Source organism: Microcoleus sp. CZ3-B2 (assembly GCF_036705055.1).
In the GTDB taxonomy this organism is placed as follows: Bacteria; Cyanobacteriota; Cyanobacteriia; order Cyanobacteriales; family Microcoleaceae; genus Microcoleus.
Window position 1 is genome coordinate 1 of sequence record NZ_JAUBTN010000092.1, and the last position, 18,679, is coordinate 18,679.

The window sequence follows — 18,679 nt, forward strand, 5'->3', positions numbered from 1 at the left end:
TTTATGGAAATCGTATTATCCGTAATAAAGAAGTTTAAAGTAGAACCAAAATATGCTCATTTAGATGCTACATCATTCCACCTACATGGGGAATACAAAAATAAAAAAGCTCCCAAGGAAGAAACAGACATAATCAAGTCAGTACCAATAAATATAACCAAAGGATATTCGAGAGATCGTAGATTTGACTTGAAACAAGTTGTATGTAATTTAATTGTAGATAGTGAAGGCTGGCCATTATAGACAAGAGCTAGAGATGGAAATGAAGCGGAAAAAGCCGTATTTGGGAAGATATTAGTAGAGTTTAAAAAGCAGATAAATTGTGACAGTATTATGGTCTGTCACAGTGCATTATCTAGTCAAGAAAATATCCAGTTAATCAAAGACATCAAATGGATAAGCCGAGTACCAATGACAGGGTAAACGCATCTAAATTAATTTGACAAAACCCTGGATTTGTGCATTACTCACTCACTCAAAAAACCTTCTTAAAATTCTTAATTTTAACCCAATTTGAGCAGATTAAATCAGAACATTAAGATTTTATGAACTTCTTAAAGCCGGATAATTTTCCTTCTTAGATAGGTGTTAGATTTCGAGCATTAACTGGCAGAGTTGAAAATTTTAACTAAATAATTATTGTCCATTGCCGCTCGATACCGTTTCATTTTTAGACTTTGTGCCGGAAGTTTTTTCTTGTTTTAGTAAATTTATAGCTAACCGACGTAGGAGAGCAAAATTTTCGGAAGAATGATCTTTGCGAAAGCGACTCTTGTCTTCAGAAAATGTAACATCGAGTGTCCAATGTAAGCTATTTTCAAAGCCCCAATGACTGCGAATCACCCCAGCAATTTTTTCAGCATTACTGCTTAAACTACTCCAGTAAAAACGAGATTCTGTCGTGGTTTTATTCCACAGCCGTCGTTCACTAACTATCATGACAACTGTTTTTAATCCCGTCCATAATGCTTGATTATGGAGAGGTGGTAACTCGGATACATCCACAGTCCAGACTTGTCTTTTTTCCCCTCGATGATGTCCAGCTTCTACTTGTTCATAATAGCTATACTCTCTACTTAACATTTTTTCGAGCTAATTCAAACCACTCTTTTACAGCTTGGCAGAGAATTTTATGATTCCCTTTAAAAGCTAAAACATAATCTCCTTTTTTTTTGACCATCAGATATTTTAGGTCTTTTTGACAGCCCATAGCATATATGGTTATTACGCTTCCGGCAATTTCTAACATTTCTATTAATGCTGGGATTGCTGTCAGCTCATTAGATTTTTTATCCACTTTTTTTTGTCCTAAAACCAATTGATGAGATGAAGACCAGGCAGTAACTATATGTAGGGCTTTTTGCTGGTCATTTCGGTCCTAAGATTGTTTCATTGTTTTGCCATCAATGAAGGGCGATCGCGTTTAGTTCTAATTCCCCCACTATCGCATTTACCCAACTCAAAAAACATTCTTGAAACTGTTGTGGTTCAATTCTGGCAAATACCCGACTAAATGTGTCATGAGATGGTATACCATTCGGTAATTCTAGAAAGCTTTTCAACCATTGATGTTTGGCGTTACCATAGGCTTCTATTGCCACCCATCAGTCTGCACCGCTGATCACAGCTAGAATAGCAATTACGATAATATCTTTGAGTATATGTTCTTTACTTATTTCTATTCTTGGGTCTTTCAAATTGGCAAAATGTTCTCAAAAACTGGCATTTAAAATATTCATTTAAGGCAATGAATCTATTTCTTTTTGTTGGGACTTTACAGTGTTACTAAAACCTTTTGTCATTGATCACACCCAAAAACTACAATAAACTACATAAAAAATTAGCCAGATGTGGCTGTAGCATATTTTGGGTTAAAGTTAAGATGCGTTTACCCTGGTTTATGAACCCGTCGAAGAAGCTAAGTAGACAGTACCCGAAGATTAACTCAGTGCGGGAATAAAAATTACGTTTTCTCTGCGAGCAGACGTAGCTGGTTACGAACAGTTTAGGTCAATAGGAACTATCGATTTAGAGCTGATAGCGGCACTAACAGGTAGTATTTGGTTGTTGTTGAGGAGTAATCAAATGGCTGAATATGGAGGATGCTGTGCCTGCCGTCACTTGTTTCATGGCGTGTATGTAGACGAGATTCCAACTTGTCGCGCCTTCCCTGAAGGAATACCACTAATTTTTGTCGTCGGAGGTATACAACATATAAAACCTTTACCCGACCAAGACAATACAATTGTTTATGAACCAGCCGAAAAACCTTTTTGGCTGACGGAGTGACAACAAGAGTCAAAAGCCCCACCGGTGGCGGATTTTGACTCTTGTTATTGGCGAGGAAAATATAGATAAAAACAGGAAGATGTTGCGTTGGTATCTTTTGACCAATGTCGGCACCTTAAGACAATCGATCGATATCTTCAAATGTCAGTAAATCATTTCTAAGGAATTAATGAGTTATTTAAGCGAATCAAATCCAATTTTAGATTTTTATCTCGACCAGCAGCCAAATTCGCAAGGTCGGGCGATCGAGGATATTTGGTCGTGGGATTACCAGAAGTTGGAAGCGATACACGACTACATTCAATGGCTGTTTCCGCTGACAGAAAAAAGTTACGTCAATACGAGCACTCCTACTTTGAACGATCGGGCGATTCAAGCTTTTAGAACAAGCGATGAGTTGAGAAATCGCTTAATTAAATCTCTCAAAGTCATGCTGGCTTTTTACGGGTTGGAATGCCGCACAGAAGAAAACGCGGAAATTGTCATTGCCAAATCTGAGGAATATTTGTCCAGAAGCCGAAAGTGGATTGAAAGATTGAATCACAATTACCTGCGCCTGACTAGGATACTGACAAGTGTGACAATTTTGGGATTGGAAAATTATGCTTTAGCTCTTTTCAATTGTTTGGATGAGATCTATAATGAAAACAAGGAAATTATTGGTTTAACGACTTATAATTTTTGGAAAAACGCTGTAAATAGCGGGAATAAAAATTATGGTTTCTCTGCGAGCAGACGTAGCTGGTTACGAACAGTTTAGTTCAATAGGAACTATCAATTTAGAGCGAGTATCGGGAAGTATCGGTCGTCCAGAAATTATTCAATGAGTTTAGTAACAGCGGGTTTGAGAAAGTTAATTATAACAAATTGCCCCCAAAAACTAACAAATAGTTATGTAGGGTGCGTCGCTGTTCTATGGTTCAATGGAATTTGCAGATTGAGGGGTGGCGACGCACCTTACTTACAACTTGATTGTGTGTAAGTAGTCAGACCTAAATAAACGATGCTGTGTAAAGAAAAATTAAGGAGTTAGAAAACAGCACTTTATCATCGACTAAAGACGAACTATTCTCTCTGGAAGTGATACCTTTTTACTTCATAGCAATCTTGTTTATATCAGGCTTAAACTCCTTCCATAACAGCGATTGCTAATTCATATTTATCGGCAAACATTCGCCCAGCTAATTCATTTTGTTTTAGTCTTTGTCATTCATTTTCAATTCGATTCATTTTCGAACAATAGGAGGGTAAGTTAAACCAATATAAACCTTTACTCTCCCAATAATTATGACGCTATTTAACAATTTTGCTGGTATGAATAGAGCCTCGATTTTGCACAATTACCGTAATGATTCCTGATTTTATTAGGTGGTCTTGTGCTTCCTCTGCCTGCCAATTCATCAATTTTATATAAGACTGCCTATTAAAATCTTTAAGTGCTAAACCGTATTCAAAACTTGTATTTATTTCCCAAAAACCACAGATATTCAGTCTTTCTCCTTTCTTTTTTGTTTGCTCAATGCGTTTTTGTTCCCTTTTTTTTGCCCAGGTGTAACATACTTGCGCCCTAAGCTAAAGCCCGATTCATCTAAATATTTTAAATGCACCTCACCCGCTGCTGCCAATTCCAGCATATCTAAATCCGCTTGACCAATTTCTTTTTGAGTGAGATTTTGTTTCGATTTATGAGAAGTCCGTGTTCTTTTCCACAGGAAGTTTTTTTTGAGGATTCTTCTCAGTTGACGTTCACTCAAACTAACTTGGCGTTCCGTCACTAAGAACTGACGCAATTGTTTACTATTGTAAGTGCGTTGCTCTGTTTCCAATTTTTCTTCAACCGCACTAATATCTGAAACCTGCCATTTTTTATTTCGGCCTGAACGGGGGGCATCCCACAAACCGGCTAATCCTTTTTCTTGCCATCGATGTAATGTTGAACACACTGTACTTGGCGAACACTTCAAATAGTGGCTGATTTTTTCAACTCGCCAGCCTTGAGCTGATAATCGTACAGTTTCAGCCCGATCCTTTGTTCTTTGAGGAATATTTTTTCCTCTTCTTAATTCCCAAAGTGTTCGCTCTTCTTCACTATTGAGAAAAACTCTTAAGGGTGGTGATGACATTGGTTTATAACTGCTATAGTTTCCTAATTGTAGCTAAATTTTTACGTAAATTTCCCGTTGTTGGCAGATTCGCCACTCAGTCAGCAAGACATGATTGATGTTTGGCGATCGCTCCCATCAAGCCGCGAGCCTTGTCTACCTCAGGTAAGTGCTGCAGATGTGAGCGAACACTCGCTTAGTCGAGCCATCACATTGAGTTGAGCGATCGTCCTTTCACCCTTTAACTTAATCTTTCTTTACACAGCATTGTTTATTTATGTCCGACTACTTACCGTATATAAATGGAATATGCTGTATTACGCAAAGTCAGGACTTACGCGAGAGCCGTTTCCTTACAATTAATCGGGCGATAGTTATACCATTTCTCCAAAAATATGCTACAATAGAACTTCTAGCATAAGGACGATTTTATGAAAGTAAATTACCAAGAAAGAATTGAAGACACTGCGACCGAATTAAAAATAATTATGTCACAGCAACGAACTGTAACTAACAGACAAAAAATTCAGGCACTTTATTTGTTAAAATCTGGGTCGAGCCCGAGTATCGAGCGAGGTAGCTGAACTTTTAGGGGTACATAGAATCACCGTACAAAGATGGTTAAAGCAATATAATGATGGCGGTCTGTCATCCTGATTAAAGCTGCGCCGCTCGACTGGAAGACCGCGAGTAATTCCCTCAGAAGTAATAGCTGGAATCTCGACAAAAATTAGTGAGCAATCCTGCGAGTTTAAGAGTTACAAAGAAATTGCGAAATGGGTGGAAGATAACTATCAAGTATCCGTCAAATATCAAACTTTACATAAGCAACTGTACTATCGGATGAAAGCCAAGTTAAAAGTACCAAGGCGTTTGAGTAAAAAAAAAGATCCGGCGGCAGCAATCGAGTTTAAAAAAAACTAGAAAAATTACTGAAACTTGTATTATGGTTGGAGTCCACTACCCCTAATCCAGCAAAAAATGGTCTCAAATATTGGTGTCAAGATGAAACTAGAATCGGCTTAAAAACGATTGAAAGGAAAAAAATTACAGCCCGTGGAGTCAAACCAATAGGTAAAGTTCAATGGAATTTTAAAGCTTACTATTTATATGGGGCGGTTGCCCCCCAAACCGGAGAAAGTTTCTGGTTAGAGTTTTCACATCTTGACGGTCAATGTTTTCAGATATTCCTAGATAACCTAGCAGCAGAATATCCCGCTCATTTAAATGTTGTGCAACTGGATAATGGTAAGTTTCATCATAGTAGCCAGCTAAAAATCCCCAATAATATTTTACTGCTTTTTCAACCACCATACAGTCCTGAATTGAATCCGATAGAGAGAGTATGGCAATATATAAAACAAGAATTAAGTTGGGAACTTTATGATAACTTAGATGAAATAAAAGAAAAAGTTCGCACTTTTCTTGAAGAATTTTCAAGTGAAACAATCGCATCTATCACGGGATGGGATTATATTCTATCGGCACTAACTACTGTAGCATAATTTTGGAGAAGTGGTATTACATCTGGTGCGATCGCGATGGCGCCCAAGCCCTCGCCCGTGCTACGATTATTTTGCGGTAGGGAAACGGCTTTTGGAGTGTCCTCCGTTCCTTAACAGTCAACAGTCAACTGCCAAGAGTCAACAGTCAAATGACTAAAATTGAGGTTTAGGCGCTACCCCCTCACAGAGACGCCGATCGCGCGAGCTCACATTAGGATTAGTCCTGAGATAATCACCAACCCAATCGCAGCCCCTCACCAGCAAATCATCAAGATCCAAATTCCACAAAATCACCCGGTTGTCCCGCCCCGCAGAAGCCAGAACCTTCCCATCCGGGCTAAAACTCACGCTCATCACACTATCCCTGTGACCGGTCAAAGTTTTCAGCAAAGTTCCGCTGCGGCTCCACAACTTCACCTTGCGATCGTAACTGCCCGAAGCAACCAACAAACCGTCCGGGCTAAAACTCACGCTAGTCACGCTATCGCTAGAACCCTTCAGCAGCGTCGCCACCAAAGTCCCGTCCACCTTCCACAGCTTCACCGAATTGTCGTAACCAGCCGAAGCCAGCATTTTGCCATCAGGGCTAAAAGCAACCCCCAACACAAAACTGTTGTGAGCCCCCTCAAAAGTCCTCAGCAAACGACCGTCCCGATTCCAGAGTTTGACAGTACCGTCATCGCTCGCCGAAGCCAGCATTGCTCCGTCGGGACTGAAAGCCACCCCAGTCACCCAGCCTTTGTGTCCAGTCAAAGTCTTAATCAACCGGCCGTTTCTCGTCCAGAGTTTCACAGTCTTGTCCTTGCTCGCCGAAGCAACAATCTCGCTGTCAGGGCTAAAACTCACACTCATCACACTGTCGCTGTGCCCGTCAAGAGTGAACAGCACAGAAGGCGAACAGGGGAACAGCGGAGCAGAAGGACAAGGGACAATACTATTACTGACGCCATCACCTTTGAGACTCCAGACTTTCACCGTTTTGTCGTAACTCCCAGAAGCTAGTAGCTGTCCGTCGGGACTGAAACTGACGCTGGAGATTTTCTGAGTGTGTCCTTCCAAGGTTTCCAGCAAAACCCCCGTGCGGCTCCAAATTTTGATAGTTTTGTCCGTAGAAGCCGAAGCCAGCCTTTGGCCGTCGGGGCTGAAAGTCACGCTTTGCACCCGATTTTGGTGTCCGTCGAGGGTTTTTAGCGGCACGTCATCGATCCGCCACAGCCTGACTGTTTTGTCAAAACTTGCCGAACCTAGGGTTTTGCCGTCTGGGCTAAAACTCACCTGAGTAACTCGATCGGCGTGTCCCTCAAAAGTTCTCAGCAAGCGGCTTTCCGGTTTAATATTGCTAGCATCCGCGAGACGTTTGTCACCAACATTAGCCAGACTCCAAAGTTTGACAGTTGCGTCTGCACTTCCAGAAGCCAGTGTTTGTCCGTCGGGGGAGAAACTAACCCCAAATACCCACTTGCTGTGTCCCCGCAAAGTTGCTAGCAGTTCGCCACTAGCCTGTGTTGATTTTTTTTTGGTTCCTGGGTGTAGGGGCGGTGTCCCCGTGCCCGCCCCAGCGATGTTCCAGATTTTTACCGTTTTGTCTTCACCCGCAGTGGCCAACAATTTACCGTCGGGGGAGAAACTGACGGTGTAAACTTTTGAGGGTTTTCTGTTTTCGCTGTGCCACAGAGTCGCGATTAACCTGCCGTCAGAACTCCACAGTTTAACAGTACCGTCATCGCTCGCCACAGCGACTATTTTCCCGTCGCGGCTGAAGCTGAGCCAATTTACCGAGGCTATTTGTTCGATCGTCCGCAGCAGCGTACCGTCAGTTTTCCACAGTTTGACTGTTTTGTCTCTCGATGCACTGGCGATCGTTTCGCCGTCGGGGCTAAAAGCAACGCTAGTAACGCTATCAGTGTGACCTGTAAAAGTTGCCAGCAAAGTGCCGTCAGTTTTCCAAAGTTTGACAGTTTTATCTAAACTTGCCGAGGCGATCGTTTTACTGTCTGGACTGAAAACCACACTGGCGACGCTGTTAGTGTGACCCTTGAAAGTTGCCAGCAAAGTGCCGTCATTTTTCCAAAGTTTGACAGTTTTATCTACGCTCGCCGAAGCTATTGTTTGACCGTCTGGACTGAAACTCAGACCCCAAACTACATCGCCGTGTCCCTCCAAGCGGTTCAGTTCTTTGACACCGTAAACGGCTTGTTGGAGGGCAGCAGCAATCAGAATTTCGGTGTCCTTGAGCGCGTGTATTTCTTGGGAGTGTTCGATCTGTCTCCACTTTTTACCCGCTCTCAAACTTTCCATCATCGCGTCAAATTTGTTGTTTGAAAAATAAAGGGCTTCAGAAGCTGCTGTCAGGGTACTGATTTCGGCTCGCTGAGTTTGAGCGACAGCTACTTGTTTTTGACCGACGGCGCGCCACCAAAAGTTTACAGCGGCGATGGTGGAACTCGTCAGCAGCAGTACGCCGATCGCTGCTACTCCCAGCAGTTGTTTCAGAAAAGTATTAGCTCTGTAGAGCTGTGCTTGACTCATCTTTTTGTCGGCTTCTGCTTTGTACAGTCTGGCTTCTAAGCCGAATCTTTGGCGGATCGGCCGCACTAAATAGTCGTGTACCAATTGATAGCGGTCTTCTGGCGCTTCCCGCAGCAGAAATAGTAAACCGTGACCGACTAAAATGTCTAAAATTAATTCGAGATTGTCGGTTTTATTTGGTGCGCTTTTGGGTTTTTCGGCGAATTTTAGTTGTAAGGGAATTCGGCTCGTACTGCCGGCCAACAATTCATTTTCTTCGTCTGCTGCGGGCTGGTGGCCTGTTACTAACGATAGTTCGTGTTTGGTTTTAATCAAACGCACGCCTCTTTCATCTGTCAGGGAAAACAAGATTTTCCAAGCTGCATCTTCGTTCACCAGGCCGCAGTCTGAGATGACTCCTTCGAGCGATCGCTTGACTAATTCTGCCTTGGGATTGTCGCCCAATTGCTGGTATTGTGCTAGACTTGTAATCCCTTCTTCTTGCAGTTGCGCTCCTACTACCTGCAATTCGATCGGTCGCACTTCTTGCAGTTCGTCTGCTAAATCTTTAACAAAGGCATCGATCAGTGCCGGCTCTAAATAATATTCTGCCCGTTCTGTTAAGTGTCCGATCACGGCTCGCGCGTCTTTCATCGAAAAACTTCGCAGTTGGTAGCGAATACCTTTGTCGAGGATATTATTGTTAATAGCGTCGAGGTCGGGAAAGCGATCGCAATCCAGCAAATAATGTAAATAATCTTCGCGCAGACACAAAATTATCTTGACATAAGGCAGATTTAAAAACAATCGCAAAAAGTTATAAAAAAGTTGCCTTTGTGCCACGGAAGTCGAGACAAAGAAAAATTCTTCAAATTGATCGAAAATCAGCACGGTCAACAAATTATTTTCCGCATTTTCGCGCAACTGCTCTATAATGAAAGATGAGTTTTCCGATGGGCGCTCTGAGACAACCGAGCAACTTTTTTTGTCGATTTCCTGTACCCCTTTGGCGATTAATTTCCTTTCTTCTTCGGCTTGTTTGTCGTACAGAGCGCAGTTCAAAGCCTTTTCTAATTCCATCAGCCAGTCGCTGTAAACTTTGACTACTACGGGCAAGGTATCGCGCGCGCCCGGAGTAATATTTTTCAAAGCCGGTACTAAGCCGGCGTTGACTAAAGAACTTTTTCCGACGCCGCTGGGCCCGTGAATAATAGTTAATTTATGGTCGTCCCTGCTAATTCTTTCTAGCAAGTTATTGATATCTTTTTGGCGGGAGTAAGCTGTCATGGAGGCTGCAATCGCCGCTTGATTTTGAGCTGAGGGGCTCGAAGGATTGACGGCTTGTCGCTGCTGCTGCAATTGGCTGGCTCCGATAAAAGCTCTAAATCCGTATTGATATTCGATCGATCGCTGGTTTTTCTTAATCCGAAAAGCTTTGAGATACTCTCCCTGCTGGAAATAAACCGCTTGCAGTTCGGTCAAAATATCAATATAAAGGCGGGGGTCGTACTTCGGCTCGCTTTGAGTTTGAGCCAACTCCAAAGAATGCACCGCCGCTTCCCACTGGCCTAGCTGCCGCAAACTTTGGGCCAACAGTAAAAGATACGAACTGCGATCGGATTTGGGATGTTGGATTTTAGATTTGGGCTCGTTACTAGACTCGCTAGTACCTACAAATTCTGGGTAATTTCCCTCAAACCCCAATCTCAAATCTTCTATCAACAATCTCAAATCGTTAGGGGTTTGATCCAAAATCGCCAAAGCCAATTCGGCTAGCTGGCGGGCTTGACTCCACCTCGACTGTTGCAGCGCAACTTCCGCCAAAAAGCCGTAATCTTGAGCTAGTTGGCTGGGAGTACCGTAGGTGAAGTGCAACTGCAAAGAATTTTCAGCTAATGCTTGCAACTCTCCCCAAGCTTTCAAGCGCTGCAGCACTTGTCCGAGGTGTGCTGTCACCTCAGCGACTAATTCGGGGCGCGAAGCCAGAGAAAAAGCGTTTCTAGATTGTTCCAGGCTAATCCAAGCTTGTTCCCAGTGGTGGCGGTTGGCTACCGGATTTCTGGCTGCTTGCAGGCGGTGACACAAAGCTATGTGAAACAGCACTATCCCTTCTCTCTCTAAAAATAAGATGTTGGGGACAGGATTCAATAAGGATGAGGGGAGGGTTTGTCGGTTTTCGGAATGTTCCCAGTTAGCAAGTTCCCAGTTGCCGGTTTGCTGCTGCCAAAATATTAAGCTTTCTTGGTAGTGAATCAACGCTGTTTCGGTTTTGTCGCTGACATAGTAATCTCGACCGAGAACAAATTGCAGGCTGGCTTTGAGGGCTGGTTCTAGTTCTTGACCGCGATTTTGTAAATCTCTTAAAGCTAATTCTAGTTCTCGGCGCGACAAAGAGCCGATCGCCAAATCTAGGGTATTGCCGGGACTCAAGGGGGAATAGGAGTGAACCTCTGATTTTCGCGTGTTTTGGGGTTGAGAAGTAAAGCTGAAAAAGCGTTCTCCGGGGCTGATTTTGCTCTCCACCCGTGCGCGTTGTTCCCAGTCGGTTTCGTCGCTGGCAAAAGTAGCGAGGGTGCTGGCGGTGCTGCTGCCCAATTCTCGATCGAGTTCGCCTACTTTAAATATCGTATCGGCTCGCGCAGTCAGGAAATGAATTAATTCATCAACGGCCAATTCAAATTTAATTGTGGCGGCGGCCCAACTTTTGAAATCCGGGGCGAGACGAATCATTTTGGTCACAATGTCATCTGTTACCCACAGGATCACTGGACAGGTAAAGTTTTTGCGAAATTCGTCTCGCACTTGATTGGTAGAGGCCATCAGTTCGTCGATCGCCACGACTGTTTCTAAACCGAATACCATCAATGCCGAGGCGGAACCAACAGCCGAAGACCCGCTCGGTAACGTGTTGGCCACCAGATTAGTGTAGAGGGTTTTGACGGATGCTGGCAGGACAATATCTTGAATTGGAACTGGGGACATTTCTCGCAGCCGCTGCGCCCAGCGCTGCCGCAACTGTTCGTAGTTGCAGCGCACCAAAATTAGCGAAAATTGCTGCTGAGACATGGCGATGGATCGTACCAGAGTTTTGAGCGATCGCTCGTTGTAGCTGGCAGTTTGTTGTAGTTTAAGCAGATCGGTCATGCGTGCACCCCTGTTGCAGAAATCAATTACCTAACGATCGCCGATCGTGACTGAAACCGTATCTACTTAGAGATGCTCGTTCCTGTCTGGCGCCTTATATATGTAGTAATACGTAGTTTGTCGTACTGCTTTTATGAAAATTTACACATTCTTTATGTTGAATCTAAACACATCATACCTCTGTATCTCCGAGAATGCGAAACTTGACAGTAAAAATTCAAGTTAGCTTAATTTGATTTTTCTCGGCTACAGATAAACTACTATATACCGTAAATATCCACCCTCAATTTATGAGCAAGACCGGCAATCAGCTATTAGCAAACAACCCTACTCAATGTGTAGCACGAATTCAGAAATAAAAGCTATAACAATTGTAGTCCGCGATGGGATTAGTTGGGACTAAGAGCAACAGGTAAAAATAGATATAGCCTTTCTGTGCTCTGTTATGAGGTACTATCCGGGATAGGGCATAGGGCATAGGGCATAGGGCATAGGGCATAGGGCTATAGGAGTGATAACCGCTATATGGCACTTCTCACTCTCGATGAGGTATCAATCCCTCAATCCCTCAATCCCTCAATCCCTCAATCTAAAACTTGTAGTGAGCGAAGCCGAAGTATCTAAAATCTCAACCTCACCTTTTTGAGAGAGGCTATATAGGGGTCTGGCCTTGCAGATATGAGAGTAGAGATTGGAGAAAGTCCTTGGTGGCGGTAATTTTTTTTTGTATCGTCAAAGTCGCGACGCGCACCCAGCAATCAACAAAAATTAGCCAGTGGCAAAAACCGCTGACTGGATGCTTTATTCGATTGCAAAAGTTGGGAGTTTTTAACGGTGAATGAGAAGTTAAAAACTTGATATATCCCTCGTGGGGGAGGGCTTGGAGATTTGGGAAGCAATCTCCAAAATCCCAACTATTTTTGGCGATCGCGCTCCTGCCATTCTTGATATTTTCTGGTTTCTGCTAAAGCTGGATTGATGCCAAACCATCGACCTTCTAAATCGCGGTATTCAAAGACAAACATACTTCGCAACAAGATTTGAGATTCTTCTTCGCCGGTTACACTTTGTCGGTTGACAACTTGAAACAGTAATTCCCATTCTGTGTCATTAATAGCTCCGAGAAGATCGTCGCGATATTCTTGAATGACGCCTTCAAGACATTCGCGAGAGAAGGGGGGGTCTTCGTGCTGCAAACAGCTATACAAAAGCATCAGTAGATTGCGAACGTGACCGCCGCTAATCCTGCAGAGCCGGTCTAAAGTTTCGGGACAATCAAAGACTTTAGAAATTAAATCGATGCGTTGAGCGGGATCGACGGTGGGGAAAGCTCTAGCTAAGACTAACTGTCGCAGCAGTGCCATTCCTTCCTTGTGGTCGTCGCCCGATCGCCGGAGCACCGGTACCATCGGCATTACCTTGGGTTTGACTCCAAATCGACTGGCGAGGCGGCCGAAGTCGTTGGAAAAAATCAAAGTCAGGGGAATGGTGTAGACGACGTGGCAATTGAGTTTTTTCAACTGTTCGCCGCGGTCTAAAAAGAGGTATTCTGGCTGGCTGCGTCCGCTGGGTTTGAGGGAGGGGTCGAGGCGATCGAGGTTGTCAACGATGACTGCGAGTCCTTTTTTGCCTTTGTGTTTGAGTTCGGCATTTGCTCTGTCGAGGAGTTCTTCGTTGATCGACTGCAAGATGCTGTTGGTGCGGGGTTCGAGATATTGTCTGAGTTGCGATCGCAGTTTGGGAGAGTCTTTAGTTTTAGCAGTAACTCTAGCAATGCCTACAGATAACTCGGCTTCTGCTGACAAATCGATCGGAGTCTGCAAAAATTCTGCCACTTCTGCAAACAAATTAGAAAAATAGCTCGGTCTGAGTTTGATTTTTGCCGATTCCATAGTTTCGCTGACTTGGCGCGCAATGCTCAGCAAAATATCGCTGATATCTACATCCCCCATGTCTAAGTCTTGGGAAGACTCGAAGTAGACAACGCAAAAACCCTCTTGTTCGAGTTCAGCTTTGAGTCGAAACAATTCGGTAGATTTGCCACAGCCGATATGTCCTGTAAATAGCTGACAGGTTGGCTCGTCGGGGGAGATCCGGGTAATTGTTCGCTGTAAAGATTCAATGATTTTGCCACCGCGCACGGAACCAAAATCAATGTAGTATTGATAGTCTCCAGGGTCTCCCGCGACGAGGGTCTTGCTCGGGTTGCAGGCTTTATAAAATCTGTCTAATTCGAGTGCGATCACAATTCAAGCCGACTAAAAGTGATAAAAGTTAATCGAAAGTCTAAACTTTCTTGCCTTGAGTTTAGTTTGATTTGTCACCTTTTGCCCTGTGGGGTAATGCCCTAAATACCCAAACAACCTCTATCTGCTAATCAACATGGCGGCGCGGGAATTGGGAATTTTTAATTAAGCAATTTTAATTACCTAGCTGGATAAGTGATTTTACGGAGATTGGCACTCCTTCTGGGTAATTTTGCGGGGATCTGATTAAATGGTAGGGGAGAAAGGGTCTGCAGGGCGCGAGATTAAACAGTTTTGAATTTGTGGTAATCCTTAATTACTAAATTGTCAAGAGGTAGATGGCTAATTTTGGAGCGGTTTCTCAAACAGAGTTAGGGCGCCGGCGCCAAGAGTTGCGGCGCCTCCGTCGCGATCGAGCGGTGGCTGTGGTGTGGCAAACCCTGGCTGCGAGCTCAATAGCCTCATTTTTGTTGTGGTGGATGGCGCAGCCCACTTGGTTAATTGCCCGATCGGAACAAGTGAATGTCGAGGGCAATCAGTGGCTCTCTGACAAGGCGGTGCGCTCTTTGGTGCCGCTTTCTTACCCGCAGTCGCTGTGGGGGATTCAACCGCAGGCGCTGGCCGAAAAGATGGAGTTAACAGGCCCTATAGCCAAAGCAAAGGTGACTCGTAACTTGTTTCCGCCTTCTTTGACTGTGGAAGTGGCAGAAAGGCTGCCGGTGGCCGTGGCGCAGCCGACGGCGATGTTGAGATCCAACAGCGACAAGGAAAAAGTGGGATGGCTGGACGCTCGCGGGGGTTGGATGCCGTTGGAGAGCTATACTGCAGCGGCGCGATCGCACAATAGTTCGATCGAACCGGGCAGCGATCGAGTCCGGGGGCCCCAGCATTCTTTGCCAACTTTAAAAGTCATCGGGCCTTTGGAAAAGTACCGCGCCTCTTGGCCGAATTTTTACCAAGGACTAAGCGGCTTGACGGTGAAAGTTTTTGAGATCGATTGGCAAGACCCCAGCAACTTGATCTTGAAAACAGAGATCGGTACCGTACACTTAGGGCCGTACAGTTCCTCCTTGACAGGCACTCAACTGAAAGTTTTAGACCGAATGCGACAATTGCCAAAACAGCTAGATTCGAGCAAAATAGCCTACATTGACTTAAAAAATCCAGCAGCGCCGATCGTCCACTTGCCAGAACCCCCCCCTAGTTTGGAGAGTGCAAGTCCCCCGCCAACTCGCGGTCAGAATTGATCTTCTGTCAACAGAAGGTAGAAACTATCTGTCATCCGGCAGAATTTTTACCCCTCGGGATAGATACCCAGGGCTTGACATAGGGACAATTGTTTGATTCGGCCCCTTTAGGAAAAAAAAATCAGGATTTTTTTCCCTCAAGAAGCGTCTCCGGCTAGTATCGATTTTTTGTTCGTCTGCAAAGCCCTACAAATGCCGAAGGCACGAGCGCCGGAATGGGGTGGGGGAGATGTGTGGGCGATCGACACTCCGTAAAATCCGAGATTGCTAACATTCAGCCTCGACCTGTGTTAGTTTTTCGGCAACTTTAGCCTATAGTTGATGTGAATTGGCGTTTAGTTAAGTTAAAAAGCTGTAATCTACTATCCCCGACTCTAATGAAGCTTAATAATAGACAGGGGTCTGACCAAGACAGTCCCCCTTCGGAAGAAGTGAAAAATTTTCCGGTGGCTCTTGATTCCGCCAATCCGTTTAGACGCAAGTCTGGTTATGTAAATGTAGATAGTATTGATATCGATCCTATGGTGAATCCCAAAGACATAATGCCCAGCAGTGCCGCGAGAATCAAAGTAATTGGTGTCGGCGGGGGTGGTGGCAACGCCGTTAACCGGATGATTGCGAGCGAGATTTCTGGGGTCGAGTTTTGGTGCGTGAATACCGATTCCCAAGCCCTGGTGCTGTCAAATGCTCCCAAACGCTTGCAAGTCGGACAAAAGTTGACGCGCGGTTTGGGTGCTGGAGGCAATCCGGCGATCGGACAAAAAGCAGCCGAAGAATCTCGCGACGAAGTTGCTAATGCTTTGAATCACGCGGATTTGGTGTTTATCACAGCCGGCATGGGCGGCGGTACGGGCACGGGTGCGGCTCCGATTGTCGCTGAAGTAGCCAAGGAAATGGGCGCGTTGACTGTGGGCATAGTTACGCGGCCTTTTACGTTTGAGGGACGGCGGCGTACCAGCCAAGCCGAGGAAGGGATTGCAGCTTTGCAAACCCGGGTGGATACATTGATCGTGATTCCTAACGACAAGCTGCTATCGGTGATTTCGGAACAAATGCCGGTGCAAGAAGCTTTTCGAGTGGCTGACGATATCTTGCGCCAAGGGGTTCAGGGTATTTCTGACATTATTACGATTCCCGGTTTGGTGAACGTTGACTTTGCTGACGTGCGGGCTGTAATGGCAGATGCGGGTTCGGCGTTGATGGGCATCGGGGTGGGTTCTGGCAAGTCGCGGGCTAGGGAGGCTGCGATGCAGGCTATTTCTTCGCCGCTGCTGGAAGCTTCGTCTATTGAGGGCGCTAGAGGTGTGGTGTTTAACATCACTGGCGGTACTGACATGACTCTGCATGAGGTGAATGCAGCGGCTGAGACGATTTACGAAGTGGTCGATCCGAATGCGAATATTATTTTTGGAGCGGTGATTGACGAGCGGCTTCAGGGAGAAATTAAGATTACCGTGATCGCTACTGGTTTTTCGGGAGAAGTTCCGCCTCCTCCTGTTCCGGGGCGCACTCAAAATGTGAATGCTCCTTGGCGGGCTGCAACTGTGCCGGTGACTCCTGCTCAACAAACGCAGGATAAGAAAATTAAACCGCAAGATTTGGGATTAGATATTCCTGAGTTTTTGCGTAACCGTCGCCCACCCAAATAATTTGAGATTTGGGATTTTAAATTTTAGATTTGGGATTGTGGATTGGGGATTTGGGATAAATCTAAAATCTCAAATCTGAAAAATCTAAAATGTCAATAGATTGTGGATTTTTGATTCTAAAAAATCCACAATCTCCCATCAAAAAAATCTAAAATCTCAAATCCCAAATCTCAAATCTCTAGGGTTTGTCCGGGTTCTGGTTCGAGGAGTTGGGTGGAGAGTTCGGATTTTGCAAGTAAATCGCGAAATTCGGGGATGCTGCCGATCAATCGCACTAACATTGGTAAAATACCGGTGGCTCGGATATCTCCTGCTGTTGTCGGTAAGAAAAACTTCGGTTTGAGAGTTTCGGCGAGTTTGAGGGCTTCTTTGGGGCCGATGATGACTTGTCCGAGGAATGGGAAGATTTGACCGATGACTGGGGCGATGGCTACGTCTACCGTGTCTATTTTCTGTTTGACTTTTTCTAAGGGCGGTAAGTGCGGTTCGTAATAAAGTGTCTCGCCGCTGTTTAAATCTTTGAGCAAATAGCCGTTTTCTTCTTGTCCCGGCTGGATTTCGGCTCCGGGTACGGCGATTATTTGTAATAATTCTTTAAATTTAAACTCTTGCCAATTGGCTAAAGATGTGATATTAGTGTAGCCCAAACTGCTGAGGACTTTGGCGGCGGTGGGGGAGGCGATGGCGGGAATGGTGCGATCGAGCTTGGAGAGTGTTGGTCTGTGACAGTGGTCGTCTAAGCCTTGGGAAATGAGGATAAGGTCGATCGGCGGTAAAGTGTCCGGCGTGAAGGCGACGGGGGTGTTGTGGTAGGCGGTGAACAGCCAGGGTTGACCGTAAAATACCAGGGGATCGATTAGCCACGGATCGACGAGGATGGTTTGGCCGGCGATGTGGAAGATCCAAGAGTTGAGGTCAATGCGGGTGAGTTTCACTGTTTTTGGCAATAATTCTTTACAATTGGTTTAATCATAGCTAATTTTGTGTGGGAATTTGGAACCACAAATGGAAGCCAATCAACGCTGACGAACGCGGATGAGATGGGATGTGTATGGGAAAATGGGGATTTATTGGCGGTGGAAAAAAGATGGTGAAATCGAGGATTCCTGTGGCTTTGACTGTGGCCGGTTCAGACAGCGGCGGCGGCGCCGGGATTCAGGCGGATTTGCGGACTTTTGCATTTCACTGCGTTCACGGTACGAGTGCCCTGACTTGCGTGACGGCTCAAAATACCTTGGGGGTGATGCGGGTGGATGCGATGGCTGCGGAGGCTGTGGCGGCTCAAATTGAGGCGGTGGTTGGGGATATTGGGGTGAATGCTGTGAAGACTGGGATGCTGCTGAATCGGGAGATTATGACGGTGGTGGCTTCGCAGGTGGAGAGTTTGAAGATGGGGAATTTGGTTGTCGATCCGGTGATGGTTTCTCGATCGGGCGATCGACTCATTGACGATGGGGCGATCGCATTTTTGCGGGATAATTTGATTCCTTTGGCGACTTTGGTGACTCCGAATCGGTTTGAAGCCCAGATTTTGAGCGGTTTAGAGATTTTTTCTCTAGATGATATGAAAGCGGCGGCGCAACAGATTTATCGATCGGGCGCAAAAGCTGTTTTAGTCAAAGGCGGCGGGATGGCGGGAGATTTGCGGGGAATTGATGTTTGGTTTGACGGTACGCGGTTGGATGTGTTGAAGACTGAAAATGTTGATACTGGGAATACTCACGGGACTGGTTGTACTTTGAGTGCTGCGATCGCCGCTAATTTAGCATTAGGTAAAGATTTATTTACAGCGGTGACATTGGCTAAAGATTATGTTACTACTGCTCTCAAATATGCTTTGGATATTGGGGAAGGTCAAGGGCCAGTAGGGCATTTTTTCCCGCTTTTACCGAAGTAAGAAATTATTTTTTACTGGTTATTGGTTATTGGTTATTGGTTATTGGTTATTGGTTATTGGTTATTGGTTATTGGTTATTGGTTATTGGTTAT

The 18,679-nt window shown here is 45.0% G+C and carries 10 protein-coding genes and 3 pseudogenes; 8 read left to right on the plus strand and 5 right to left on the minus strand.

Annotated features, from left to right (window positions below; translation table 11 throughout):
- A pseudogene (locus QUA97_RS26270) lies at window positions 1-417 on the plus strand (IS1634 family transposase); the annotation flags it as partial.
- Between the two features lie 185 nt (window positions 418-602).
- Here QUA97_RS26270 and QUA97_RS28405 read toward each other — a convergent pair.
- A pseudogene (locus tag QUA97_RS28405) lies at window positions 603-1,712 on the minus strand (ISAs1 family transposase); the annotation flags it as partial.
- Between the two features lie 373 nt (window positions 1,713-2,085).
- Between QUA97_RS28405 and QUA97_RS26290 the strand changes: the two are divergent.
- Together QUA97_RS26290 and QUA97_RS26295 are read left to right on the plus strand one after the other, a co-directional pair.
- The gene (locus QUA97_RS26290; protein WP_333197132.1) at window positions 2,086-2,289 is read left to right on the plus strand and encodes a cytoplasmic protein; all 204 of its coding nucleotides are present in this window, start codon (window positions 2,086-2,088) and stop codon (window positions 2,287-2,289) included.
- Between the two features lie 169 nt (window positions 2,290-2,458).
- Complete coding sequence (locus QUA97_RS26295; protein WP_333197135.1) at window positions 2,459-3,049, plus strand: opioid growth factor receptor-related protein; 591 nt, start codon at window positions 2,459-2,461, stop codon at window positions 3,047-3,049.
- A gap of 446 nt (window positions 3,050-3,495) precedes the next feature.
- Here the strand turns inward: QUA97_RS26295 and QUA97_RS26300 are convergent.
- Window positions 3,496-4,412: pseudogene (locus tag QUA97_RS26300) on the minus strand (IS630 family transposase).
- A 582-nt stretch (window positions 4,413-4,994) separates the two neighbouring features.
- On the opposite strand from QUA97_RS26300, the gene QUA97_RS26305 reads away from it, so the two are divergent.
- Window positions 4,995-5,048, plus strand: a complete 54-nt coding sequence (locus QUA97_RS26305) for a hypothetical protein (protein ID WP_333197149.1) — start codon at window positions 4,995-4,997, stop codon at window positions 5,046-5,048.
- A gap of 293 nt (window positions 5,049-5,341) precedes the next feature.
- Complete coding sequence (locus QUA97_RS26310; RefSeq protein WP_333197137.1) at window positions 5,342-5,896, plus strand: IS630 family transposase; 555 nt, start codon at window positions 5,342-5,344, stop codon at window positions 5,894-5,896.
- 153 nt (window positions 5,897-6,049) lie between these two features.
- Here QUA97_RS26310 and QUA97_RS26315 read toward each other — a convergent pair whose 3' ends face one another.
- Both QUA97_RS26315 and QUA97_RS26320 read right to left on the minus strand, forming a co-directional pair.
- Entirely contained in the window at window positions 6,050-11,548 is a 5,499-nt protein-coding gene (locus QUA97_RS26315; RefSeq protein WP_333197139.1) for an nSTAND1 domain-containing NTPase, read from the minus strand.
- A gap of 914 nt (window positions 11,549-12,462) precedes the next feature.
- Window positions 12,463-13,794, minus strand: a complete 1,332-nt coding sequence (locus tag QUA97_RS26320; RefSeq protein WP_194069643.1) for a P-loop NTPase fold protein — start codon at window positions 13,792-13,794, stop codon at window positions 12,463-12,465.
- 338 nt (window positions 13,795-14,132) lie between these two features.
- Between QUA97_RS26320 and QUA97_RS26325 the strand changes: the two genes are divergently transcribed.
- Both QUA97_RS26325 and ftsZ read left to right on the plus strand, forming a co-directional pair.
- Window positions 14,133-15,041: a cell division protein FtsQ/DivIB gene (locus QUA97_RS26325; protein ID WP_333197141.1), complete on the plus strand. Its 909-nt coding sequence runs from the start codon at window positions 14,133-14,135 to the stop codon at window positions 15,039-15,041.
- A 377-nt stretch (window positions 15,042-15,418) separates the two neighbouring features.
- Window positions 15,419-16,690: a cell division protein FtsZ gene (gene ftsZ, locus QUA97_RS26330; RefSeq protein WP_333197144.1), complete on the plus strand. Its 1,272-nt coding sequence runs from the start codon at window positions 15,419-15,421 to the stop codon at window positions 16,688-16,690.
- 170 nt (window positions 16,691-16,860) lie between these two features.
- Here ftsZ and QUA97_RS26335 read toward each other — a convergent pair whose 3' ends face one another.
- Window positions 16,861-17,625 carry an MBL fold metallo-hydrolase gene (locus tag QUA97_RS26335; RefSeq protein WP_333197147.1) on the minus strand — a complete coding sequence of 255 codons (765 nt, stop codon included), beginning with the start codon at window positions 17,623-17,625 and terminating at the stop codon, window positions 16,861-16,863.
- A 152-nt stretch (window positions 17,626-17,777) separates the two neighbouring features.
- Between QUA97_RS26335 and thiD the strand changes: the two genes are divergently transcribed.
- Window positions 17,778-18,587: a bifunctional hydroxymethylpyrimidine kinase/phosphomethylpyrimidine kinase gene (thiD, locus tag QUA97_RS26340; protein ID WP_333197150.1), complete on the plus strand. Its 810-nt coding sequence runs from the start codon at window positions 17,778-17,780 to the stop codon at window positions 18,585-18,587.
- Window positions 18,588-18,679 lie beyond the last annotated feature (92 nt).

Excerpts from the sequence above, each read along its gene's own strand:
- QUA97_RS26315 (WP_333197139.1), bottom strand. The coding sequence starts at position 11,548 with ATGACCGATCTGCTTAAACTACAACAAACTGCCAGCTACAACGAGCGA.
- QUA97_RS26290 (WP_333197132.1), top strand. The coding sequence starts at position 2,086 with ATGGCTGAATATGGAGGATGCTGTGCCTGCCGTCACTTGTTTCATGGC.
- thiD (WP_333197150.1), top strand. The coding sequence starts at position 17,778 with ATGGTGAAATCGAGGATTCCTGTGGCTTTGACTGTGGCCGGTTCAGAC.
- QUA97_RS26295 (WP_333197135.1), top strand. The coding sequence starts at position 2,459 with ATGAGTTATTTAAGCGAATCAAATCCAATTTTAGATTTTTATCTCGAC.
- QUA97_RS26325 (WP_333197141.1), top strand. The coding sequence starts at position 14,133 with ATGGCTAATTTTGGAGCGGTTTCTCAAACAGAGTTAGGGCGCCGGCGC.
- ftsZ (WP_333197144.1), top strand. The coding sequence starts at position 15,419 with ATGAAGCTTAATAATAGACAGGGGTCTGACCAAGACAGTCCCCCTTCG.